Below are 16,531 nucleotides of genomic sequence, written 5' to 3'. Positions count from 1 at the left end.
CCCGAAAGCTGTTACAAGCAGCCATTACAGCCATACTTGTGATTAATCCCCACACTTTGGAGGAGAACTTCGCCATGACCTACCAGCACATTCTGGTCGCCGTCGACCTGACTGAGGAATGCCACCCGGTGGTGATACGCGCCCAGGCCCTGGCCAATAGTTGCCAAGCCCGCCTGTCCTTGGTGCACATCGTGGAGCCCATGGCCATGGCGTTCGGTGGCGATGTCCCCATGGATCTGTCGATGCTGCAGCAGCAGCAGTTCGAACAGGCCCGCGAACGCCTCAATACCTTTGCCGGTCGCTATCCCGAGCTGACCGCCGATCAACGCCACCTTGCCTATGGTCAACCGCGCCAGGAAATCCATCGCCTGGCCACTGAACAGGGTTGCGACCTGATCGTAGTCGGCAGCCACGGCCGGCACGGCCTCGCCCTGCTGCTGGGCTCCACCGCCAATGACGTCTTGCATGGCGCACCCTGCGACGTGCTTGCCGTGCGCCTGAAGAAACCCGAGTGAGGTTCCGGCGGGCAGGCTCGCCCTGCCCGCACGGCCGAAGTTATTCGAGAAGATCTCCCGGGCTCATCAGCAACGGCCGGATCTTCTGCAGCTGGGTTTCCAGCGAATAGGTCATGCTCGACGACATCGAGAAGAAGGTCAGGAACGCCTTGAGGTTCGAGTCGCCTTCGCAAGTGTCGTGAATACGCTGCCAGAACGCCTGGTTGACCAGTTGCAACTGCTGGAACAGGCGTACGAGGCCTTTCAGCTCCCAGTCCGCATGGCGGCCTTCTCGGTAGTTGAAATACTGGCGCGCCAGATACAGGGAAACCGTGCGCAGGATGAATTCCTGGTTGCTGGCGAATGGCAGGTGGTGCTGCGCCATCGGCTTCAACCGACCGAGCACTGGACAGGCGCTGGTGGCCATGATCACCCCGAGCAGCGCCCGCAACCCCTCTTCCAGACCGACCAGCTTGCTGTACTCGCGCTCCGGCGTACGCACCCAGACCTGCGCCTTGGTGATGGCCGGCAGACCGTGGAAGTCCTCGATGACCCGGTACAGGTCCACCGCCGCGGGACAATGGCTGAACTGCTCCTTTTTCAGCGGGCAGTTGCTGCACTGCTGGTAATCCAGGCGCGTCCACTTCGGCGCGATGGCAGCACGCTCCTGGTCGTACTGGCGATCCAGCTCGATCCGATAGTTGAACTCATGTTCATCATCGAGCGTGATGCGATATTCGATGGCCATAACCGTTCCCTGATCACTCCTCCAGTTCAGCCCAGCGCTCCAGCAGGGCATCCAAATCGCGCTGCAGGCTCTCCATCCGCCCCAGGACCGCCCCGGTTTCCGCCGGCGGCTTCTGATAGAACGCCGGGTCGGCGATCTGGCCCTGCAATACGGCAAGCTCGGCCTCCAGAACATCGATCTGCCCGGGAATCGCTTCCAATTCGCGCTGCAATTTATAACTCAGCTTCTTCCGGGCCGGCGCTGCCGTCTCGCTCGGCGTAGCGGCCGGGACCTCCGCCTTCGCCGGTGCGGCGAGCTTCTCCGGCTTGGCTTCGCCCACACCCAGCAGACGCGGCGAACCGCCCTGGCGCAGCCAGTCCTGATAACCGCCGACATACTCGCGGACACGCCCTTCGCCTTCGAACACCAAGGTGCTCGTCACCACGTTATCGAGGAAGGCCCGGTCGTGGCTGACCATCAGCACAGTGCCCTGGAAGCCGAGCAGCACTTCTTCGAGCAACTCCAGGGTTTCCACGTCGAGATCGTTGGTCGGTTCGTCCAGCACCAGCAGGTTGGCCGGCTTGCTGAACAGCTTGGCCAGCAACAGGCGTGCCCGCTCACCGCCGGACAGCGCCTTCACCGGCGTGCGGGCCCGCTGCGGGCTGAACAGGAAATCGCCGAGATAGCTGAGTACATGGCGGTTCTGGCCATCGATGGTGATGAACTCGCGCCCTTCGGCGAGGTTGTCGATGACCGTCTTCTCCGGCTCCAACTGGTGACGCAACTGGTCGAAATAAGCCACTTCCAGGCGGGTACCGGCCTGGATGGTGCCACTGGTCGGTTGCAACTCGCCGAGCAGCAACTTGAGCAGCGTGGTCTTGCCGGTACCGTTGGCGCCCAGCAGGCCGATGCGGTCGCCACGCTGGATGACGATAGAGAAATCACGGACCAGCGGCTCGCCGCCCGGATGAGCGAAGCTCACATGTTCGGCGACGATCACCTGCTTGCCGGACTTGTCCGCCGCTTCCAGCTGGATGTTGGCCTTGCCCTGGCGCTCGCGACGCTCGCTGCGCTCGGCGCGCATCGCCTTCAACGCACGGACGCGGCCTTCGTTACGGGTCCGGCGGGCCTTGATGCCCTGGCGTATCCACACTTCTTCCTGGGCCAAACGCTTGTCGAACAGCGCATTGGCGGTTTCCTCCGCCGCCAGTTGCTGTTCCTTGTGCACCAGGAAGCTGGCATAGTCGCCATTCCAGTCGATCAGATGGCCGCGATCCAGTTCGAGGATGCGGGTGGCCAGGTTCTGCAGGAAGGCGCGGTCGTGGGTGATGAACAGCACGGCCCCCTGGAAACCGAGCAACGCTTCTTCCAGCCAGGCGATGGCGCCGATGTCCAGGTGGTTGGTCGGTTCGTCAAGCAGCAGCAGGTCCGGTTCGGCAACCAGCGCCTGGGCCAGCAGGACCCGCCGCCGCCAACCGCCGGACAGCTCCGCCAGGGTCTTGTCCGCCGGCAGTTGGAGGCGGCTCAGGGTGCTGTCCACCAACTGCTGAAGACGCCAGCCATCCTTCGCCTCCAACTCATGCTGGACCTGGGTGAGCTTCTGCAGATCGGCGTCGTCGCGGATGTTCTGGCTGAGGTGGTGATACTGCGCGAGTAGCTCGCCGCCCCCTGCAAGCCCCTCGGCCACCACGTCGAACACGGTACGCTCGTCGGCCCGCGGCAATTCCTGCGGCAGCTCACCGATCTTCAGCCCCGGCGCCCGCCAGATTTCGCCATCGTCGGCGGGCTGGTCGCCCTTGACCAGACGCAGCAGGCTCGACTTGCCGGTACCGTTGCGCCCGATAATGCAGACCCGCTCGCCGCGGGCGATCTGCCAGGACACATGGTCCAGCAGGGGCATGGCGCCATAGGCGAGGGACACATCGGCGAACTTGAGCAGAGTCATGGGCATCTCCTGAAACAGGGCGCGCATTCTACCCGAGTTGAAGGGTCGGCAGACCGGCTTTTCTCCGCCGAGGAACGCTTTCACCTCCCCCTGGCAACGGCTAAGCTAGGGCTGTCTGCGCCCTCGATGGCGCTCCTTTGGTTATCCGTTCGGAAGTGTCATGCGCGGTCGTCTGTTTTGCCTGTTTTCCTGTTTCCTGCTCTCCGCTGCAACCCTCAACACCGCGCAAGCCGTCAGTCTTGCCCAGCAACGCCAGTACTACGACGAAGCCAAGCGCGCCCTAGCCAAGGGCGATAACGGCCCATACAAGCGCTACGCCAGCGCCCTGCGCGACTACCCTCTCGAGCCGTACCTCGCGTACGACGAGCTGACCGCCCGTCTGAAATGGGCCAGCAACGACGAAATCGAGAAGTTCCTCGCCGAACACGGCGACCTGCCCCAGGCCAACTGGATGAAATTGCGCTGGCTGCGCTGGCTGGCCGAACGGGGCGAGTGGCAGACCTTCATCAAGTACTACGATCCCTCGATGAATTTCACCGAGCTGGACTGCCTCTACGGCCAGTATCAGCTGGGCCATGGCATGCGCGCCGAAGGTTTCGCCACCGCCGAGAAGCTCTGGCTGGTCGGCAAGTCGCAACCGGAAGCGTGCGACCGCCTGTTCGACCGCTGGGCCGCCGAAGGTCAGTTGACCGAGGAAAAGCGCTGGAAACGCGCCAAGCTGGCGGCTGAAGCCCGTAACTATGGGCTGGCCAGCTTCCTGGTGAAGAAGCTGCCAACCCTCTCCAAACAGGGACAGCTACTGGTCGATGTGGCGCAGAAGCCCGAGCTGCTCGGCCAGACCGCCCGCTTCGCACCCGCCGACCGCGCCATGGCCGACGTGGTCGGCCTCGGCCTGCGCCGGCTGGCCCGCCAGGACCCGGAAAAAGCCCTGCCCCTGCTGGATATCTATGCCAAGCGACTGCCCTTCTCCGCCGAAGAAAAGGTGGCAATCGCCCGCGAGATCGGCCTGACCCTGGCCAAGCGCTTCGACGCCCGGGCGTTGCAGGTGATGGCCGAGTACGACCCGGAACTGCGCGACAACACCGTCTCCGAATGGCGTGCCCGCCTGCTGTTGCGTCTCGGCCGCTGGGACGAGGCTCATCAGTTGACCCGGCAGTTGCCCCAAGAGCTTGCGACCAGCAACCGCTGGCGCTACTGGCAGGCGCGCAGTCTGCAACTGGCCCAGCCGCAGAACCAGCAGGCCATCACGCTTTACCAACCAGTGGCCGCCGAGCGCGACTTCTACGGCTTCCTCGCCGCCGACCGCATCCAGGAGCCCTACCAGTTGAACAACCGGCCGCTGCCGCTCGACCCGAAGGTCGTGCAGAAGGTACGCAACACCGCCGGCATCCGCCGCGCCCTGGAATTCCATGCCCGCGGCCAGATTGTCGACGGGCGGCGCGAGTGGTATCACGTCAGCCGCCTGTTCAGCCGTGAGGAACTGGTGGCCCAGGCCCGCCTGGCCTACGACCTCGAATGGTACTTCCCGGCCATCCGCACCATCAGCCAGGCGCAGTATTGGGATGACCTGGAGGTACGCTTCCCGATGGCCTACCAGAACAGTCTGGTGAGCGAAGCCAAGGCGCGCGGACTGCATTCGAGCTGGGTCTTCGCCATCACCCGCCAGGAAAGCGCCTTCATGGCCGACGCCCGCTCGCCGGTGGGCGCCATGGGGTTGATGCAACTGATGCCGACCACCGCCAAGGAAACCGCACGCAAGTTCGGTATCCCCCTGGCCTCACCGCAACAGGCCCTCAACCCCAACGTCAACATTCAGCTCGGCGCGGCCTACCTCAGCCAGGTGCATGCGCAGTTCGGCGGTAACCGCGTCCTCGCCTCCGCCGCCTACAACGCCGGCCCCGGCCGGGTCCGCCAGTGGCTGCGGGGGGCCAATCACCTGGCCTTCGACGTCTGGGTGGAAACCATCCCGTTCGACGAGACCCGCCAGTACGTGCAGAACGTGCTGTCCTATTCAGTGATCTACGGGCAGAAGCTCAATGCGCCGCAGCCACTGGTCGATTGGCACGAACGGTTCTTTGACGATCAGTGATTCGGGGCAGGCGGTTCTTCTGGCAATCCAGGCCACGGCGGGCGATTGAATTCGCCCCTACAGCGCAACCGGGACTGCCTGCGTAGCCTGCGAAAAACCGCCGCGCCAGGACTTCCCTCACCTCACTCCAACACTTCGACGTCCATGCCAACCTCGAGCGCGCCGCTACCGCCGTGGATCAGATTCTGGCCGAAGTACACCTCGCCGTCGCGTTCGCGGTAAGTCTTGAGCGTGGTGAGCGGTTCGCGGTCGGCGCTGCGCTCGCCGGTGTGCGGGTCCATCGTGGTGATGATGCAGCGCGAGCAGCCCTTTGCGATGCGGAAGGTCTGGCCACCGATGCGAATGCGCTTCCAACTGTCCTCGGCATAAGGCGCGCAGCCTTCCACCACCAGATTCGGCCGGAAGCGCAGCATTTCCAGCGGACGGCCGACCCGCCGCGACAAGTCGTCCAGGGAAGCCTGGCCGATCACCATCAACGGGTAGCCATCGGGGAACGCCACTTTCTCGCCCGGCTCGGCATATTGGGTGTTGACCTGCCGGGCGCGGGCCTCCGGCACGTAGACCAGGCGACACGGCCGCCCCAGCAGATCGCTCAGCCAGGCCGCTGCGGCATCGCCGGCATCCGGCACCTGCAGCGTATCGCGCCAGATGACCACACCCCGCAGCGACGCCGTTTCGTCCGGCACGGCGACGCTCAGCGATTCCAGCCCCGGTGCACTCAGCAACAGGTGCTCACTCCCTTGCCAGCGCGCGCACAATTGCGTCATCTGCGGCAGCAGGCGCTGGGTCAGAAAGCGGCCGCTCTCCGCGTCGACCGCCATCCAGCGTCGGTCGCCGACCAATCCCAGGGCATCCAGCTCCGCCCGTTGCAGGGGCTCGCCGAGGGAGGATTTGAGGGGATAACGATAGAGCGCGGAGAGACGCATGGACCGACTTCCTGTTCAGGCAAAACGCTCTTATACGAGCTGCCCGCCGTCGCCACAAGCCCCTTCGCAGAGCCCTCCAGTCGACCAATCAGGTCCCGGCCGCACCGCGTAGCAGCCGGTCGCGGATCACATCCACTAGTTTGTCCGGTTGGAACTTGGAGAGGAAATCGTCGCAGCCAACCTTCTTCACCATGGCGTCGTTGAAGCTGCCGGACAACGACGTGTGCAGCACCACGTAAAGGTCACGCAGGCGCGGGTCCTGGCGGATTTCCGTGGTCAGGCGGTAGCCGTCCATTTCCGGCATTTCGGCGTCGGTGAAGACCATCAGCAGCTTGTCGGTCATCACCTCGCCGGCATCGGCCCACTTCTTCAGTTGATTCAGGCCCTTGAGGCCGTCGCTGGCGGTGTGGATCTTCAGGCCCAACTGGGTCAGGGTTTCGCGCAGTTGCGCCAGGGCGACGCTGGAGTCGTCCACCAACAGCACCTCGCGGCCGCGGACCTGCTCCAGCAACGGATCGGCCAGGCGATCGGCGGAAACCTTCGCGTTGTACGGCACGATCTCCGCCAGCACCTTCTCCACGTCGATGATTTCCACCAGTTTGTCGTCGACCTTGGTGATCGCGGTCAGGTAGTGCTGGCGCCCGGCACCTCCCGGAGGCGGCAGGATGGACTCCCAGTTGAGGTTGAGAATGCGATCGACACCGCCCACCAGGAAGGCCTGCACGGAACGGTTGTATTCGGTGACGATGATGGTGCTGCGCTCATCCGGCACCAGCGGGCGCATGCCGATGGCCTGGGACAGGTCGATCACCGGCAGGGTCTGCCCGCGCAGGTTGACGACGCCACACACGTAGGGGTGCCGCTGCGGCATCAGGGTCAGCTTGGGCATCTGCAGGACTTCCTGCACCTTGAACACGTTGATCGCGAACAACTGACGCCCGCTGAGGCGGAACATGAGAATCTCCAGGCGGTTCTCACCCACCAGTTGGGTACGTTGATCCACGGAGTCGAGAATGCCGGCCATAGCCTGCTCCTACAGAAAAATGAACTGATCGCATCGGGGCGCGGAGCCCGGTAAGGGGTTATCGGCAACGCCCGAAAAAACCACAGCATGGCTTTTAGCCACCATACTCGCCGCTCGCCAGAGTTACCAGCCTTCCCCGGCTCTACGACACCTCATCGGGGCGCCCCTAGGGCCCCCTAGGGGAGCCCCCGATACCGCACTGACGTACCAGCCTCTATCGTTTTGGACATCGTCATTCGAAAGAGACCGTACCCGTGCTCGCCTACTCCGCCCTCTGGCTAGGAATAGCGACCAGCCTCGCCGGGCTGGCCGCCGGCATGCCGTGGCTGACCGGCGCGGGCTGCGCGCTGAGCGCGTTGGCCGCCCTGTTCAATCGCCCACAGAAACCGGCCCATTCGGACCTTCCCCCGGCCGCCGACACGCTGCTCGACGCGCCGGCACCCGCCAGCGTCGAACCGCTCCTGCTGGAAGTGCTGCCGGCCTGGAGCCAGAATCTCGGCCAGGTCCGCCAACTGGTGCAGGACAACATCCAGCGCCTGTTCGAGCGTTTCGCCGGGCTCAGCCAGCGCCTGGAGCATACCCTCAGCCGCTCGGAGAACGTCATCGGCGGCGGCGGCGTGGCCGACAGCCTGCGCCAGGCCCACCAGCGCCTCGACGAAGTGATCGCTTCCTTCCACGGCGCCAGCGCCCGCAAGAACGAACTGCTCGGCACCATTGCTCACCTGGACAGCTACGCCAGCGAGTTGCAGAAGATGTCCAAGCTGGTCCAGGACATCGCCAGCCAGACCAACCTGCTCGCCCTCAACGCCGCCATCGAGGCCGCCCGCGCCGGCGAACACGGCCGTGGCTTCTCGGTGGTCGCCGACGAAGTGCGAAAGTTGTCCAGCCTGTCCGCCGAAACCGGCCAGCGCATGAGCGAGAAGGTCGGCGAGATCAACCAGGCGATCCGCTCCACAGTGACCGCCGCCGAAGAGCTGTCCGGCAGCGAAAAGAGCAACCTCGACTACCTCGATGAGGTCGCCGGCCAGGTGATGCAGCGCCTCAGCGCCAACCTCGACGAACTGTCCGACACCTCCCTGCAGTTGCAGCAGGACACCCGTACCACCCAGGCGGACATCCAGGAAATCATCGTCAACCTGCAATTCCAAGACCGTACCGACCAGATGCTCGACCATTTGCAGATCGACCTTGGCCGCCTGCAGCAGGCCGTGCGCGAGCAGGATGGCAGCCTCGCCAACCCCGGCCGCTGGCTGAAGGACCTGCGCGACCGCTTCACCACCGACGAAGAACGCCACGGCAGCCGCCGCAGCGCCTCGCAGAACGACGTGACCTTTTTCTGATTACCTAAGGAGCAACCTGCCATGGCCAAGACCATCCTGATCGTCGACGACTCCCTCTCCATGCGCCAACTGGTGAAGATGACCCTCTCCGGGGCCGGCCACACCGTGATCGAAGCGGTCGACGGGCGCGACGCCCTGACCAAGCTCAACGGGCAAAAGATCAACCTGATCATCAGCGACGTGAACATGCCCAACCTCGACGGCATCGGCCTGGTAAAGGAAGTGAAGGCGCGCAACGAATACCGCTTCACGCCGATCGTCATGCTCACCACCGAAAGCGAGCAGGGCAAGAAGGCCGAGGGCCAGGCCGCCGGGGCCAAGGCCTGGATCGTCAAGCCCTTCCAGCCGCAGCAGCTGCTGGCGGCCGTGGACAAGCTGGCCGGCTGACATGTTCGACGTCCGTCACGACAGCCAGCACCAGCCCGAGCGCCTCGCCCTCGTCGGCAGCCTGACCATCTACGAAGTCAGGCAGGCCCACGAGGCGTTGCTCGGCGCCCTGGTTTCTTCCGCCGAGACACGCCATTGGCTGCTGGACCTCAGCGAGCTGGAGGAACTGGACAGCGCCGGCGCCCAATTGCTGCTCGCCCTGCAGCGCCACCTGACGCAGCACCAGGCACGCCTGGAGGTGACCGGCCCGGCCGGCGAGGTCCTCGGCATGCTCGAACTGCTCCGTCTGCAGCCGCTCTACCCCGACGTGCTGCCGGCGAAGGCCTGATTGGAGACGCCCATGCTCAATGGAGATCAATGGAGCCAACTGCTCCAGGGTTTCATCGAAGAAGCCAGCGACCTGATCAAACAGGCCGAGGAGTACCTGCTGCAGCTCGACCAGACGCCTGACGACGAAGACGCCATCAATGGCTTGTTCCGCGCCATGCACACCCTCAAGGGCTCGGCCGGGCTGTTTTCCCTGACGCCCCTGGTCAGCTTCACCCATCACCTGGAAAGCCTGCTGATGGCGGTGCGCGACGGTCAACGGACGCTGACGCCGCCGTTGGTCTCGCTGATGCTGCGTTGCCTGGACGAAATCGCCTCGATGGTCTCCCTGATCGACATCGACAGCGGCGAACTGCCGGTGGACGAAGCCCACCAGAACGAACTGCTCGCCGCCCTCGCCGAGCACAGCGGGCAGGCCGTGGAGCAGACTCCCGCCACCCAGGTCGCCGCTCCCTCCGCCTGCCCGAACCGCGGGCGCCTGGAAAAGTGCGCCAATTGCGATGCCGACGGCGCCTGGCACATCTCCCTGCGTTTCCACCCCGACCTGTTCCGCAATGGCTTCGATCCAGCCGCGTTCGTCCGCTACCTGAACCGCCTGGGCGACATCCTGCACCTCGACGTGATCGACGAAAGCCTGCCGTCGCTCACCGGGATGGACCCGGAAAGCTGCTACCTGGGGCTCGAGATCGACCTGTGCACTAACGCCAGCAAGGCGGAAATCGAAGAAGTCTTCGAGTTCATCCACGATTTCTCCACCCTGCGCATCCTGCCGCCGAACAGCGCGCTGGAGGACTACCTGCAACTGATCCACGAGTTGCCGGAAACCGATCAGCGCGTCGGCCGCATCCTGGTCGCCAGCGGTCTGCTCACCGAACACGAACTGGAGCAAGGGCTGGCATTGCAGGCACAGGCCAGCGAGCAGAAACCGCAGCTCGGCAGCGTGCTGGTCGAGGAAGGCATGGTCGCCCCGCAAGCGGTCAACGCCGCCCTGGCCAAGCAGCAATCGGCACGCGAGAAGCGCAGCCTGGAAAGCAGCCAGATTCGCGTCGCCGCGCACAAGCTGGACGAACTCATCAACCTGGTCGGCGAGCTGGTGATCAGTGCCGCCGGCGCCCAGTTGCGCGCGCAATCCCATGGCGATGCCGGCTGCGTCGAGACCACCCAGACCGTCAACCAGCACGTCGAACTCATCCGCGAGGCCGCGCTGAAGCTACGCATGATCGAGATCGGCGACACCTTCAACCGCTTCCACCGGGTGGTGCGCGACGTCAGCCAGCAGCTTGGAAAGAATATCCGCCTGGAGATTCGTGGCGCCGACACCGAGCTGGACAAGTCGGTGATCGACAAACTCGCCGACCCGCTCACCCACTTGGTGCGCAACGCCATCGACCACGGCATCGAATCGGCCGAGGAGCGCCTCGCCGCCGGTAAGCCGGCCGAGGGCCAGCTCCAGTTGAATGCCTACCATGAGTCGGGCCAGATCGTCATCGAAGTAGCCGACGACGGACGCGGTCTGAACACCGAGCGCATCCGCCAGAAGGCCATCGACCGGGGCCTGATCGATCCGCAGGCTAATCTCGCCGAGCACGACATCCACGCGCTGATCTTCGCCGCCGGCTTTTCCACCGCCGACAACGTCTCCGACCTGTCCGGTCGCGGAGTCGGCATGGATGTGGTGCGCAGCGTGATCGACGGTCTGCGCGGCAGCATCGAGATCGACTCGGCGCTCGGCGCCGGCTGCACCTTCCGCATCCGCCTGCCGCTGACCCTGGCGATCATCGACGGCTTCCTGATCAGCCTCGGCGAGGAGTACTTCGTCGTCCCCCTGGACATGGTCACCGAATGCCTGGAGATGGACGCCGGCCAACTCGGCGACAGCGCCTATGGCTACCTCAACCTGCGCGGCAAACCCTTGCCGTGCATTTCCCTGGCCGCGCACTTCGACCTGCCGGCCAGCCGCAGCAAGCGCCGCAACATCGTCGTGGTCAACCAGGGCCGGCAACAGGCCGGGCTGGTCGTCGACAACCTGCACGGCGAACTGCAAACCGTAATCAAGCCGCTCGGCCTGCTGTTCCAGCACCTGCAAGGCATCGGCGGCTCGACCATCCTGGGCAACGGGCAAGTCGCCCTGATCCTGGATATCCCCAGTTTGTTCCGTCATCTGCAAAACCACGTCGAGGCCAGTGCTGGCGATCTTCGTCAACCTCGTATGGACATTAGTGGCTTCTGAGGAGTAACTCCGCCATGCAATTCATCCGCAACCTCAAGATCGGCGTCCGCCTGATCGCTGGCTTTACCCTGGTGGTGATTCTCACGCTCACCGTCGGGCTGATGGGCATCGCCAGCCTGGCGCAGGTCAACGATCTTTCCGACAGCATGTACAACCGCGAGATGCTCGCGCTGAACGACATGCAGAACGCCAACATGCAACTGATCTATGCCGGTCGCTCGATCCGCAGCGCCTTGCTGGCCACCAGCGTCGAGGAGCGCGACCGATCCATGGAGCAGGTTCGCCAGGCGTTCAAGAACATGCATGGGTTCATCGACAAGGCTGCTGCCAGCTTCTCCTCTCCGGAAGCCAAGGCCATGTTCGAAGCCATGAAAGAACCAATGGCCAACTACGAGCGCACCGCCAACGAGGTTCTCAACACCCACGCCGCCACCGGCGCGCTCGCCGAAGCCAGCGCGGTCACCGCCCTCCTGCCGCGGATGCGCGAAGAAGGCCAGCGCGTGGACGACACCATGACCAACCTGGTGGAGCGCAAACTGCAACGCGCCAAGGAAGCCAACGACGAAATCACCCGCATCTATCTCTCCTCGCGCACTGAACTGATCGGCCTGGTGGTCATCGCTTCGCTGCTCGGCTTCGCCATCGGCCTCCTCGTCACCCGCAGCATCACCCGTCCGCTCAACCGTGCGGTCAGCGTGGCCGACAGCCTGGCCGCCGGCGATCTCGGGGTGCAGGTCGAGGTGGACAGCAAGGACGAGACCGGCAAGCTGCTCGCCGCCATGAAACACATGACCGAGCGCCTGCGTAACATCATCGGCGACGTGCGTAGCGCGGCCGACTCGCTCTCCTCCGCCTCGGAAGAAGTCAGCGCCACCTCGCAGTCCCTCAGCCAGGCCGCCACCGAACAGGCCGCCAGCGTCGAGCAGACCAGCGCCTCGGTGGAGCAGATGTCGGCATCCATCGCGCAGAACACCGAAAGCGCCAAGATCACCGACGGCATTGCCGGCAAGGCAGCCAACGACGCCGTCGAAGGCGGCCGGGCGGTGCGCGATATGGTGGTCGCCATGAAACAGATCGCCGACAAGATCGGCATCATCGACGACATCGCCTACCAGACCAACCTGCTGGCCCTGAACGCCGCCATCGAGGCCGCCCGCGCCGGCGACCATGGCAAGGGCTTCGCCGTGGTGGCCGCCGAGGTGCGCAAGCTGGCCGAGCGCAGCCAGGTCGCCGCGCAGGAGATCGGCGGCGTGGCGAGCAACAGCGTGCACCTGGCCGAACAGGCCGGCTCGCTGCTCGACCAGATCGTGCCGAACATCCAGAAAACCTCCGACCTGGTGCAGGAAATCACCGCCGCCTCGCAGGAGCAGAGCAACGGTGCCGGGCAGATCAACATCGCCATGAGCCAGATGAACCAGATCACCCAGCAGAATGCCTCGGCTTCCGAGGAGCTGGCAGCCACCGCCGAAGAGATGAATGCCCAGGCCGGCCAGTTGCAGGAGTTGATCAGCTACTTCCGCATCGACGCCAGCGGCGCCCGCGAATCGCACCACACGCCACGCCGCGAGCCGGCACGCAGCGAGGTGGTCCGCCGTAGCGAACGCAAGCCGTCGGCCGCCCACCTGTTGGCCGACGAAGGCCAGTTCGTCAGCTTCAACTGAGGACGGGCGCGATGAATTTGCCTCAGATCGTCAAAGCGGAGATGCCGCTGGCGAGCATCCAGCACCTGTCGTTCCGCGTGCGCCAGGCGCGCTATGCACTGCCCATCGAGCTGGTACGGGAAATCATCGAATACGGGCAGATCACCACCGTGCCGATGATGCCGGCCTTCATCCACGGCGTGATCAACCTGCGCGGTAACGTGGTGCCGGTGCTCGACCTGGCGGCGCGCTTCGGTTTCGAGCTGACCGAGCCGGGCAAGCGCACCTGCATCGTCATCATCGAACTGGAACTGGACGACCAGCAGCAACGCATCGGCCTGGTGGTCGATGCGGTGGACGCCGTGCTCGACATCGACAGCACCGAGGTGGAGCCGGCGCCGCCGTTCGGTGCCGGAATCCGCACCGACTTCATCGCTGGCATGGCCCGCGACGAGCGCGGTTTCACCATCATCCTCGATGTACGACGGGTGCTCTCGCTCGACGATATCCGCCAGTTGAGCCTCGCCCAACAGGCCAGCGGATGATGTCCAGCAGCCACCTGCCCAAGCTCAGCGACCAGGACTTCCGCTTCCTCCAGCAATTGATGCTGGAGGAATCCGGTATCCGCATGGCCGAGCAGAAGCGCACCCTGATGGCCGGGCGCCTGATGGGCCGCCTGCGGGCCCTGGAGCTGCGCGACTACAGCCAGTACCTGCGCCTGCTGACGCGCCCCGAGTCGCGCGAAGAGCGGCGCACGGTCATCGACCTGCTGACCACCAACGAGACCTACTTCTTCCGCGAGCCCCAGCACTTCACCGTGCTCGGCGACTGGGTCGCCGCACAGCGCCGCCCGCTGCACATGTGGAGCGCCGCCAGCTCGTCCGGCGAAGAAGCCTTCAGCATGGCCATGACGGTCGCGGAGAATGCCCGCACCCAAGACTGGTCGATCTTCGCCAGCGACATCAGCCGCCGCGTGCTGGATCGCGCGCGCAGCGCCACCTACTCCATCGACCAGGCCGGCCAGTTTCCCCCCGGCTGGCTCAAGCGCTACTGCCTGCGCGGCGTGGAAGAAAGCGAGGGACTGCTGCGCATCAACCAGCCGCTCCGCCACCGTGTGACCTTCGCCGAGGTCAACCTGATGCGCCCCCTGCCCCAGGAAATCGGCCCGTTCGACGTGATCTTCCTGCGCAATGTGCTGATCTACTTCGCCTCCGAACAGAAACGCGCGATTGCCGTCCGCCTGCTGGAGCGTCTGCGCCCCGGCGGCCTGTTCTTCATCGGCCATGCCGAAAGCCTGCACGGCTTCGACCTGCCGCTACGTACCCTGCGCCCGTCGGTGTTCGAGCGCCTATGACGTTCTTGGATGGAATGCACCATGCCTACCGCTCCGTTGATCAAGGTCTTTATCGTCGATGACTCGGCGCTGGTACGGCAGGTGCTGACCGCCTGCCTGGACAACCACCCGGGCATCCAGGTGATCGGCCAGGCCGCCGATCCCCTGTTCGCCCTGGAGAAGATGCGCAAGCAGTGGCCCGACGTGCTGGTGCTGGATGTCGAGATGCCACGCATGGACGGCATCACCTTCCTGCGCAAGCTCATGGCGGAGCGGCCGACGCCTGCGATCATCTGCTCGACCCTCACCGAAGCCGGCGCGGCGGTGACCCTGGATGCACTGGCGGCTGGCGCCGTGGGCATCTTCACCAAATCCAGGCTGGGGCTGCGCGAGAGCCTGCAGCAAATGTCCGGCGACCTGATCCGCCAGATCGAGGTCGCCGCCCGCAGCCAGCCCCGCGCGATGCCGCGAAAAGTGGCCGAGCAGCCGGCCTCGGCGAATACGGAAAAGCCCTCGCCCGTCAACCTGACCACCACCGACCGCGTGGTGGCGCTGGGCACCTCGACCGGCGGTACCCAGGCGCTGGAAGTGGTATTGCGCCAGTTGCCGGTGGGCTGCCCCGGCATCGTCATCGTCCAGCACATGCCGGAGAAGTTCACCGCCGCCTTCGCCCAGCGGCTGAATAGCGTTTGCGCCATCGAAGTGCGCGAGGCCAAACACATGGACCGTGTGCGCCCGGGGCTGGCGCTGGTGGCGCCGGGCGGCAAGCACATGCAGCTCCAGCGCAGCGGGGCGCAGTATTTCGTCGAAGTGCTCGACGGCCCGCCGGTGAACCGCCACAAGCCCTCGGTGGACGTGCTGTTCCGCTCCGTCGCACGGCACGCCGGGCACAACGCCCTGGGCATCATCATGACCGGCATGGGCGACGACGGTGCCCGCGGCCTGTTGAGCATGCGCGAGGCCGGCGCCCGCACCGTGGCCCAGGACGAAGCCAGTTGCGTGGTGTTCGGCATGCCCAAGGAAGCCCTGCGCATGGGGGCGGCGGACAGCACCGAGTCGCTGCAAGGCATTCCGCGCCTGATCGAGCAGTACGGACGCACCGACCTCCCCGCCGTTGCCCAGGCCGGCAAGCGCTCGGGCTGACTGTTCCGACAGCGCCCGGCAACCATATCGGGGCCTGCCCGCACCGAAGCCCTGCCAGCCGAACCTGACATCAGGACAGCTTCAGCTATCCTGAACTTCGCGTGGCGCCGAAACTCCTTTAAGTCATACGGTCGAAATCACGGCCCCTTCATGCGTCATCGGCCAGCCGCTCACCACGGATCTCCGGGCATTGTCCGGCCTCAAAAGGAGCGCTATCCATGTCTGTTCCTGTCTTCTACGCCCCCTTTGCCCACCCGTTCGACACACAGGCGGCACGCCCATGACCTGCCGCGTATTGCTGGCTGACGATCACGCGGTCATCCGCGCCGGCGTGCGAGCGATGATCCAGGACATCGACGACTTCACCATCGTCGGCGAAGCCGAGGACGGCAAGGAAACCGTCGAAATGGCTCGCGAACTGGAGCCCGACATCATCCTGCTGGACATCTCGATGAAGAAAGTCAGCGGCCTGGAAGCCCTGCAAGCGCTCAACCGCCATTCGCCGGAGTGCAAGGTGCTGATCCTGTCCATGCACACCGGCCCGGAAGTGGTGCTCGAAGCCCTGCAGAAAGGCGCCCACGGCTACCTGCTCAAGGACGCCGCCGCCTTCGAGCTGCGCCTCGCTCTGGAGGCGGTCCGGCGCGGCGACCGCTACCTCAGCTCGGCCATCGTGCAACCGGTGATCGAACAGGCGGTGTCGAAGGTCAACTCCAACGCCGAGCACACCCTTACCCAGCGCCAGCTGGAAATCCTTCGCCTGATCACCCGTGGCGAATCAACCCGCTCCATCGCCAACGGCCTGGGGTTGAGCGTCAAGACAGTAGAGGCGCACCGCGCGCAGATCATGAAGCGTCTGCAGATTCACGACGTGCCCGGGCTGGTGCTGTATGCCGTGCGGGAAGGGATCATCAGCCCGGACGACTGAC

15 protein-coding genes are annotated in these 16,531 nt (G+C 64.9%); 11 read left to right on the top strand and 4 right to left on the bottom strand.

The window, feature by feature from the left end; all coding sequences use genetic code 11:
- The first annotated feature begins 74 nt into the window (after positions 1 to 74).
- Positions 75 to 515 (top strand): universal stress protein, encoded by a 441-nt coding sequence (locus BZL41_RS01810; protein ID WP_084334050.1) that lies wholly within the window; start codon positions 75 to 77, stop codon positions 513 to 515.
- A gap of 40 nt (positions 516 to 555) precedes the next feature.
- On the opposite strand, the gene BZL41_RS01805 is transcribed toward BZL41_RS01810, so the two are convergent.
- Together BZL41_RS01805 and BZL41_RS01800 are read right to left on the bottom strand one after the other, a co-directional pair.
- Positions 556 to 1,242 carry a hypothetical protein gene (locus BZL41_RS01805; RefSeq protein ID WP_095597715.1) on the bottom strand — a complete coding sequence of 229 codons (687 nt, stop codon included), beginning with the start codon at positions 1,240 to 1,242 and terminating at the stop codon, positions 556 to 558.
- Positions 1,243 to 1,255: 13 nt separating this feature from the next.
- Positions 1,256 to 3,166, bottom strand: coding sequence for an ATP-binding cassette domain-containing protein (locus BZL41_RS01800; RefSeq protein ID WP_095597714.1), 1,911 nt, complete (start codon positions 3,164 to 3,166; stop codon positions 1,256 to 1,258).
- Positions 3,167 to 3,326: 160 nt separating this feature from the next.
- Between BZL41_RS01800 and BZL41_RS01795 the strand changes: the two genes are divergently transcribed.
- Entirely contained in the window at positions 3,327 to 5,255 is a 1,929-nt protein-coding gene (locus BZL41_RS01795; protein ID WP_095597713.1) for a transglycosylase SLT domain-containing protein, read from the top strand.
- 122 nt (positions 5,256 to 5,377) lie between these two features.
- Here BZL41_RS01795 and BZL41_RS01790 read toward each other — a convergent pair whose 3' ends face one another.
- Both BZL41_RS01790 and BZL41_RS01785 read right to left on the bottom strand, forming a co-directional pair.
- Positions 5,378 to 6,181 (bottom strand): MOSC domain-containing protein, encoded by an 804-nt coding sequence (locus BZL41_RS01790; protein ID WP_095597712.1) that lies wholly within the window; start codon positions 6,179 to 6,181, stop codon positions 5,378 to 5,380.
- 88 nt (positions 6,182 to 6,269) lie between these two features.
- Entirely contained in the window at positions 6,270 to 7,205 is a 936-nt protein-coding gene (locus BZL41_RS01785) for a chemotaxis protein CheV (RefSeq protein WP_095597711.1), read from the bottom strand.
- A 317-nt stretch (positions 7,206 to 7,522) separates the two neighbouring features.
- Here BZL41_RS01785 and BZL41_RS01780 point away from each other — a divergent pair, with 317 nt between their 5' ends.
- The 9 genes from BZL41_RS01780 to BZL41_RS01740 all read left to right on the top strand — a co-directional run bounded on the left by BZL41_RS01780 (position 7,523) and on the right by BZL41_RS01740 (position 16,530).
- Complete coding sequence (locus tag BZL41_RS01780; RefSeq protein ID WP_371916466.1) at positions 7,523 to 8,545, top strand: methyl-accepting chemotaxis protein; 1,023 nt, start codon at positions 7,523 to 7,525, stop codon at positions 8,543 to 8,545.
- Between the two features lie 21 nt (positions 8,546 to 8,566).
- Positions 8,567 to 8,932, top strand: a complete 366-nt coding sequence (locus tag BZL41_RS01775; RefSeq protein WP_084334057.1) for a response regulator — start codon at positions 8,567 to 8,569, stop codon at positions 8,930 to 8,932.
- Position 8,933: 1 nt separating this feature from the next.
- The gene (locus BZL41_RS01770; protein ID WP_095597709.1) at positions 8,934 to 9,260 is read left to right on the top strand and encodes an STAS domain-containing protein; all 327 of its coding nucleotides are present in this window, start codon (positions 8,934 to 8,936) and stop codon (positions 9,258 to 9,260) included.
- A 12-nt stretch (positions 9,261 to 9,272) separates the two neighbouring features.
- Complete coding sequence (locus tag BZL41_RS01765) at positions 9,273 to 11,489, top strand: chemotaxis protein CheA (protein ID WP_095597708.1); 2,217 nt, start codon at positions 9,273 to 9,275, stop codon at positions 11,487 to 11,489.
- 14 nt (positions 11,490 to 11,503) lie between these two features.
- Positions 11,504 to 13,150, top strand: coding sequence for a methyl-accepting chemotaxis protein (locus BZL41_RS01760; protein WP_095597707.1), 1,647 nt, complete (start codon positions 11,504 to 11,506; stop codon positions 13,148 to 13,150).
- 11 nt (positions 13,151 to 13,161) lie between these two features.
- A complete protein-coding gene (locus BZL41_RS01755) occupies positions 13,162 to 13,674 on the top strand; it encodes a chemotaxis protein CheW (RefSeq protein ID WP_095597706.1) in 513 nt (170 codons plus the stop codon).
- Positions 13,674 to 14,483, top strand: a complete 810-nt coding sequence (locus tag BZL41_RS01750; protein ID WP_095597705.1) for a protein-glutamate O-methyltransferase CheR — start codon at positions 13,674 to 13,676, stop codon at positions 14,481 to 14,483. Before BZL41_RS01755 ends, BZL41_RS01750 begins: the two co-directional genes overlap by 1 nt.
- Before the next feature lie 21 nt (positions 14,484 to 14,504).
- Entirely contained in the window at positions 14,505 to 15,605 is a 1,101-nt protein-coding gene (locus tag BZL41_RS01745) for a chemotaxis response regulator protein-glutamate methylesterase (protein ID WP_095597704.1), read from the top strand.
- 280 nt (positions 15,606 to 15,885) lie between these two features.
- A complete protein-coding gene (locus BZL41_RS01740; protein ID WP_095597703.1) occupies positions 15,886 to 16,530 on the top strand; it encodes a response regulator transcription factor in 645 nt (214 codons plus the stop codon).
- Position 16,531: the final 1 nt, after the last annotated feature.

Source organism: Pseudomonas sp. PIC25 (genome assembly GCF_002286785.1).
In the GTDB taxonomy this organism is placed as follows: domain Bacteria; phylum Pseudomonadota; class Gammaproteobacteria; order Pseudomonadales; family Pseudomonadaceae; genus Pseudomonas_M.
This window is presented reverse-complemented; position numbering and strand designations above follow the sequence as displayed.

Excerpts from the sequence above, each read along its gene's own strand:
- BZL41_RS01810 (WP_084334050.1), top strand. The coding sequence starts at position 75 with ATGACCTACCAGCACATTCTGGTCGCCGTCGACCTGACTGAGGAATGC.
- BZL41_RS01765 (WP_095597708.1), top strand. The coding sequence starts at position 9,273 with ATGCTCAATGGAGATCAATGGAGCCAACTGCTCCAGGGTTTCATCGAA.
- BZL41_RS01780 (WP_371916466.1), top strand. The coding sequence starts at position 7,523 with ATGCCGTGGCTGACCGGCGCGGGCTGCGCGCTGAGCGCGTTGGCCGCC.
- BZL41_RS01775 (WP_084334057.1), top strand. The coding sequence starts at position 8,567 with ATGGCCAAGACCATCCTGATCGTCGACGACTCCCTCTCCATGCGCCAA.
- BZL41_RS01770 (WP_095597709.1), top strand. The coding sequence starts at position 8,934 with ATGTTCGACGTCCGTCACGACAGCCAGCACCAGCCCGAGCGCCTCGCC.
- BZL41_RS01785 (WP_095597711.1), bottom strand. The coding sequence starts at position 7,205 with ATGGCCGGCATTCTCGACTCCGTGGATCAACGTACCCAACTGGTGGGT.
- BZL41_RS01790 (WP_095597712.1), bottom strand. The coding sequence starts at position 6,181 with ATGCGTCTCTCCGCGCTCTATCGTTATCCCCTCAAATCCTCCCTCGGC.
- BZL41_RS01755 (WP_095597706.1), top strand. The coding sequence starts at position 13,162 with ATGAATTTGCCTCAGATCGTCAAAGCGGAGATGCCGCTGGCGAGCATC.
- BZL41_RS01795 (WP_095597713.1), top strand. The coding sequence starts at position 3,327 with ATGCGCGGTCGTCTGTTTTGCCTGTTTTCCTGTTTCCTGCTCTCCGCT.
- BZL41_RS01750 (WP_095597705.1), top strand. The coding sequence starts at position 13,674 with ATGTCCAGCAGCCACCTGCCCAAGCTCAGCGACCAGGACTTCCGCTTC.
- BZL41_RS01740 (WP_095597703.1), top strand. The coding sequence starts at position 15,886 with ATGACCTGCCGCGTATTGCTGGCTGACGATCACGCGGTCATCCGCGCC.
- BZL41_RS01800 (WP_095597714.1), bottom strand. The coding sequence starts at position 3,166 with ATGACTCTGCTCAAGTTCGCCGATGTGTCCCTCGCCTATGGCGCCATG.
- BZL41_RS01760 (WP_095597707.1), top strand. The coding sequence starts at position 11,504 with ATGCAATTCATCCGCAACCTCAAGATCGGCGTCCGCCTGATCGCTGGC.
- BZL41_RS01745 (WP_095597704.1), top strand. The coding sequence starts at position 14,505 with ATGCCTACCGCTCCGTTGATCAAGGTCTTTATCGTCGATGACTCGGCG.
- BZL41_RS01805 (WP_095597715.1), bottom strand. The coding sequence starts at position 1,242 with ATGGCCATCGAATATCGCATCACGCTCGATGATGAACATGAGTTCAAC.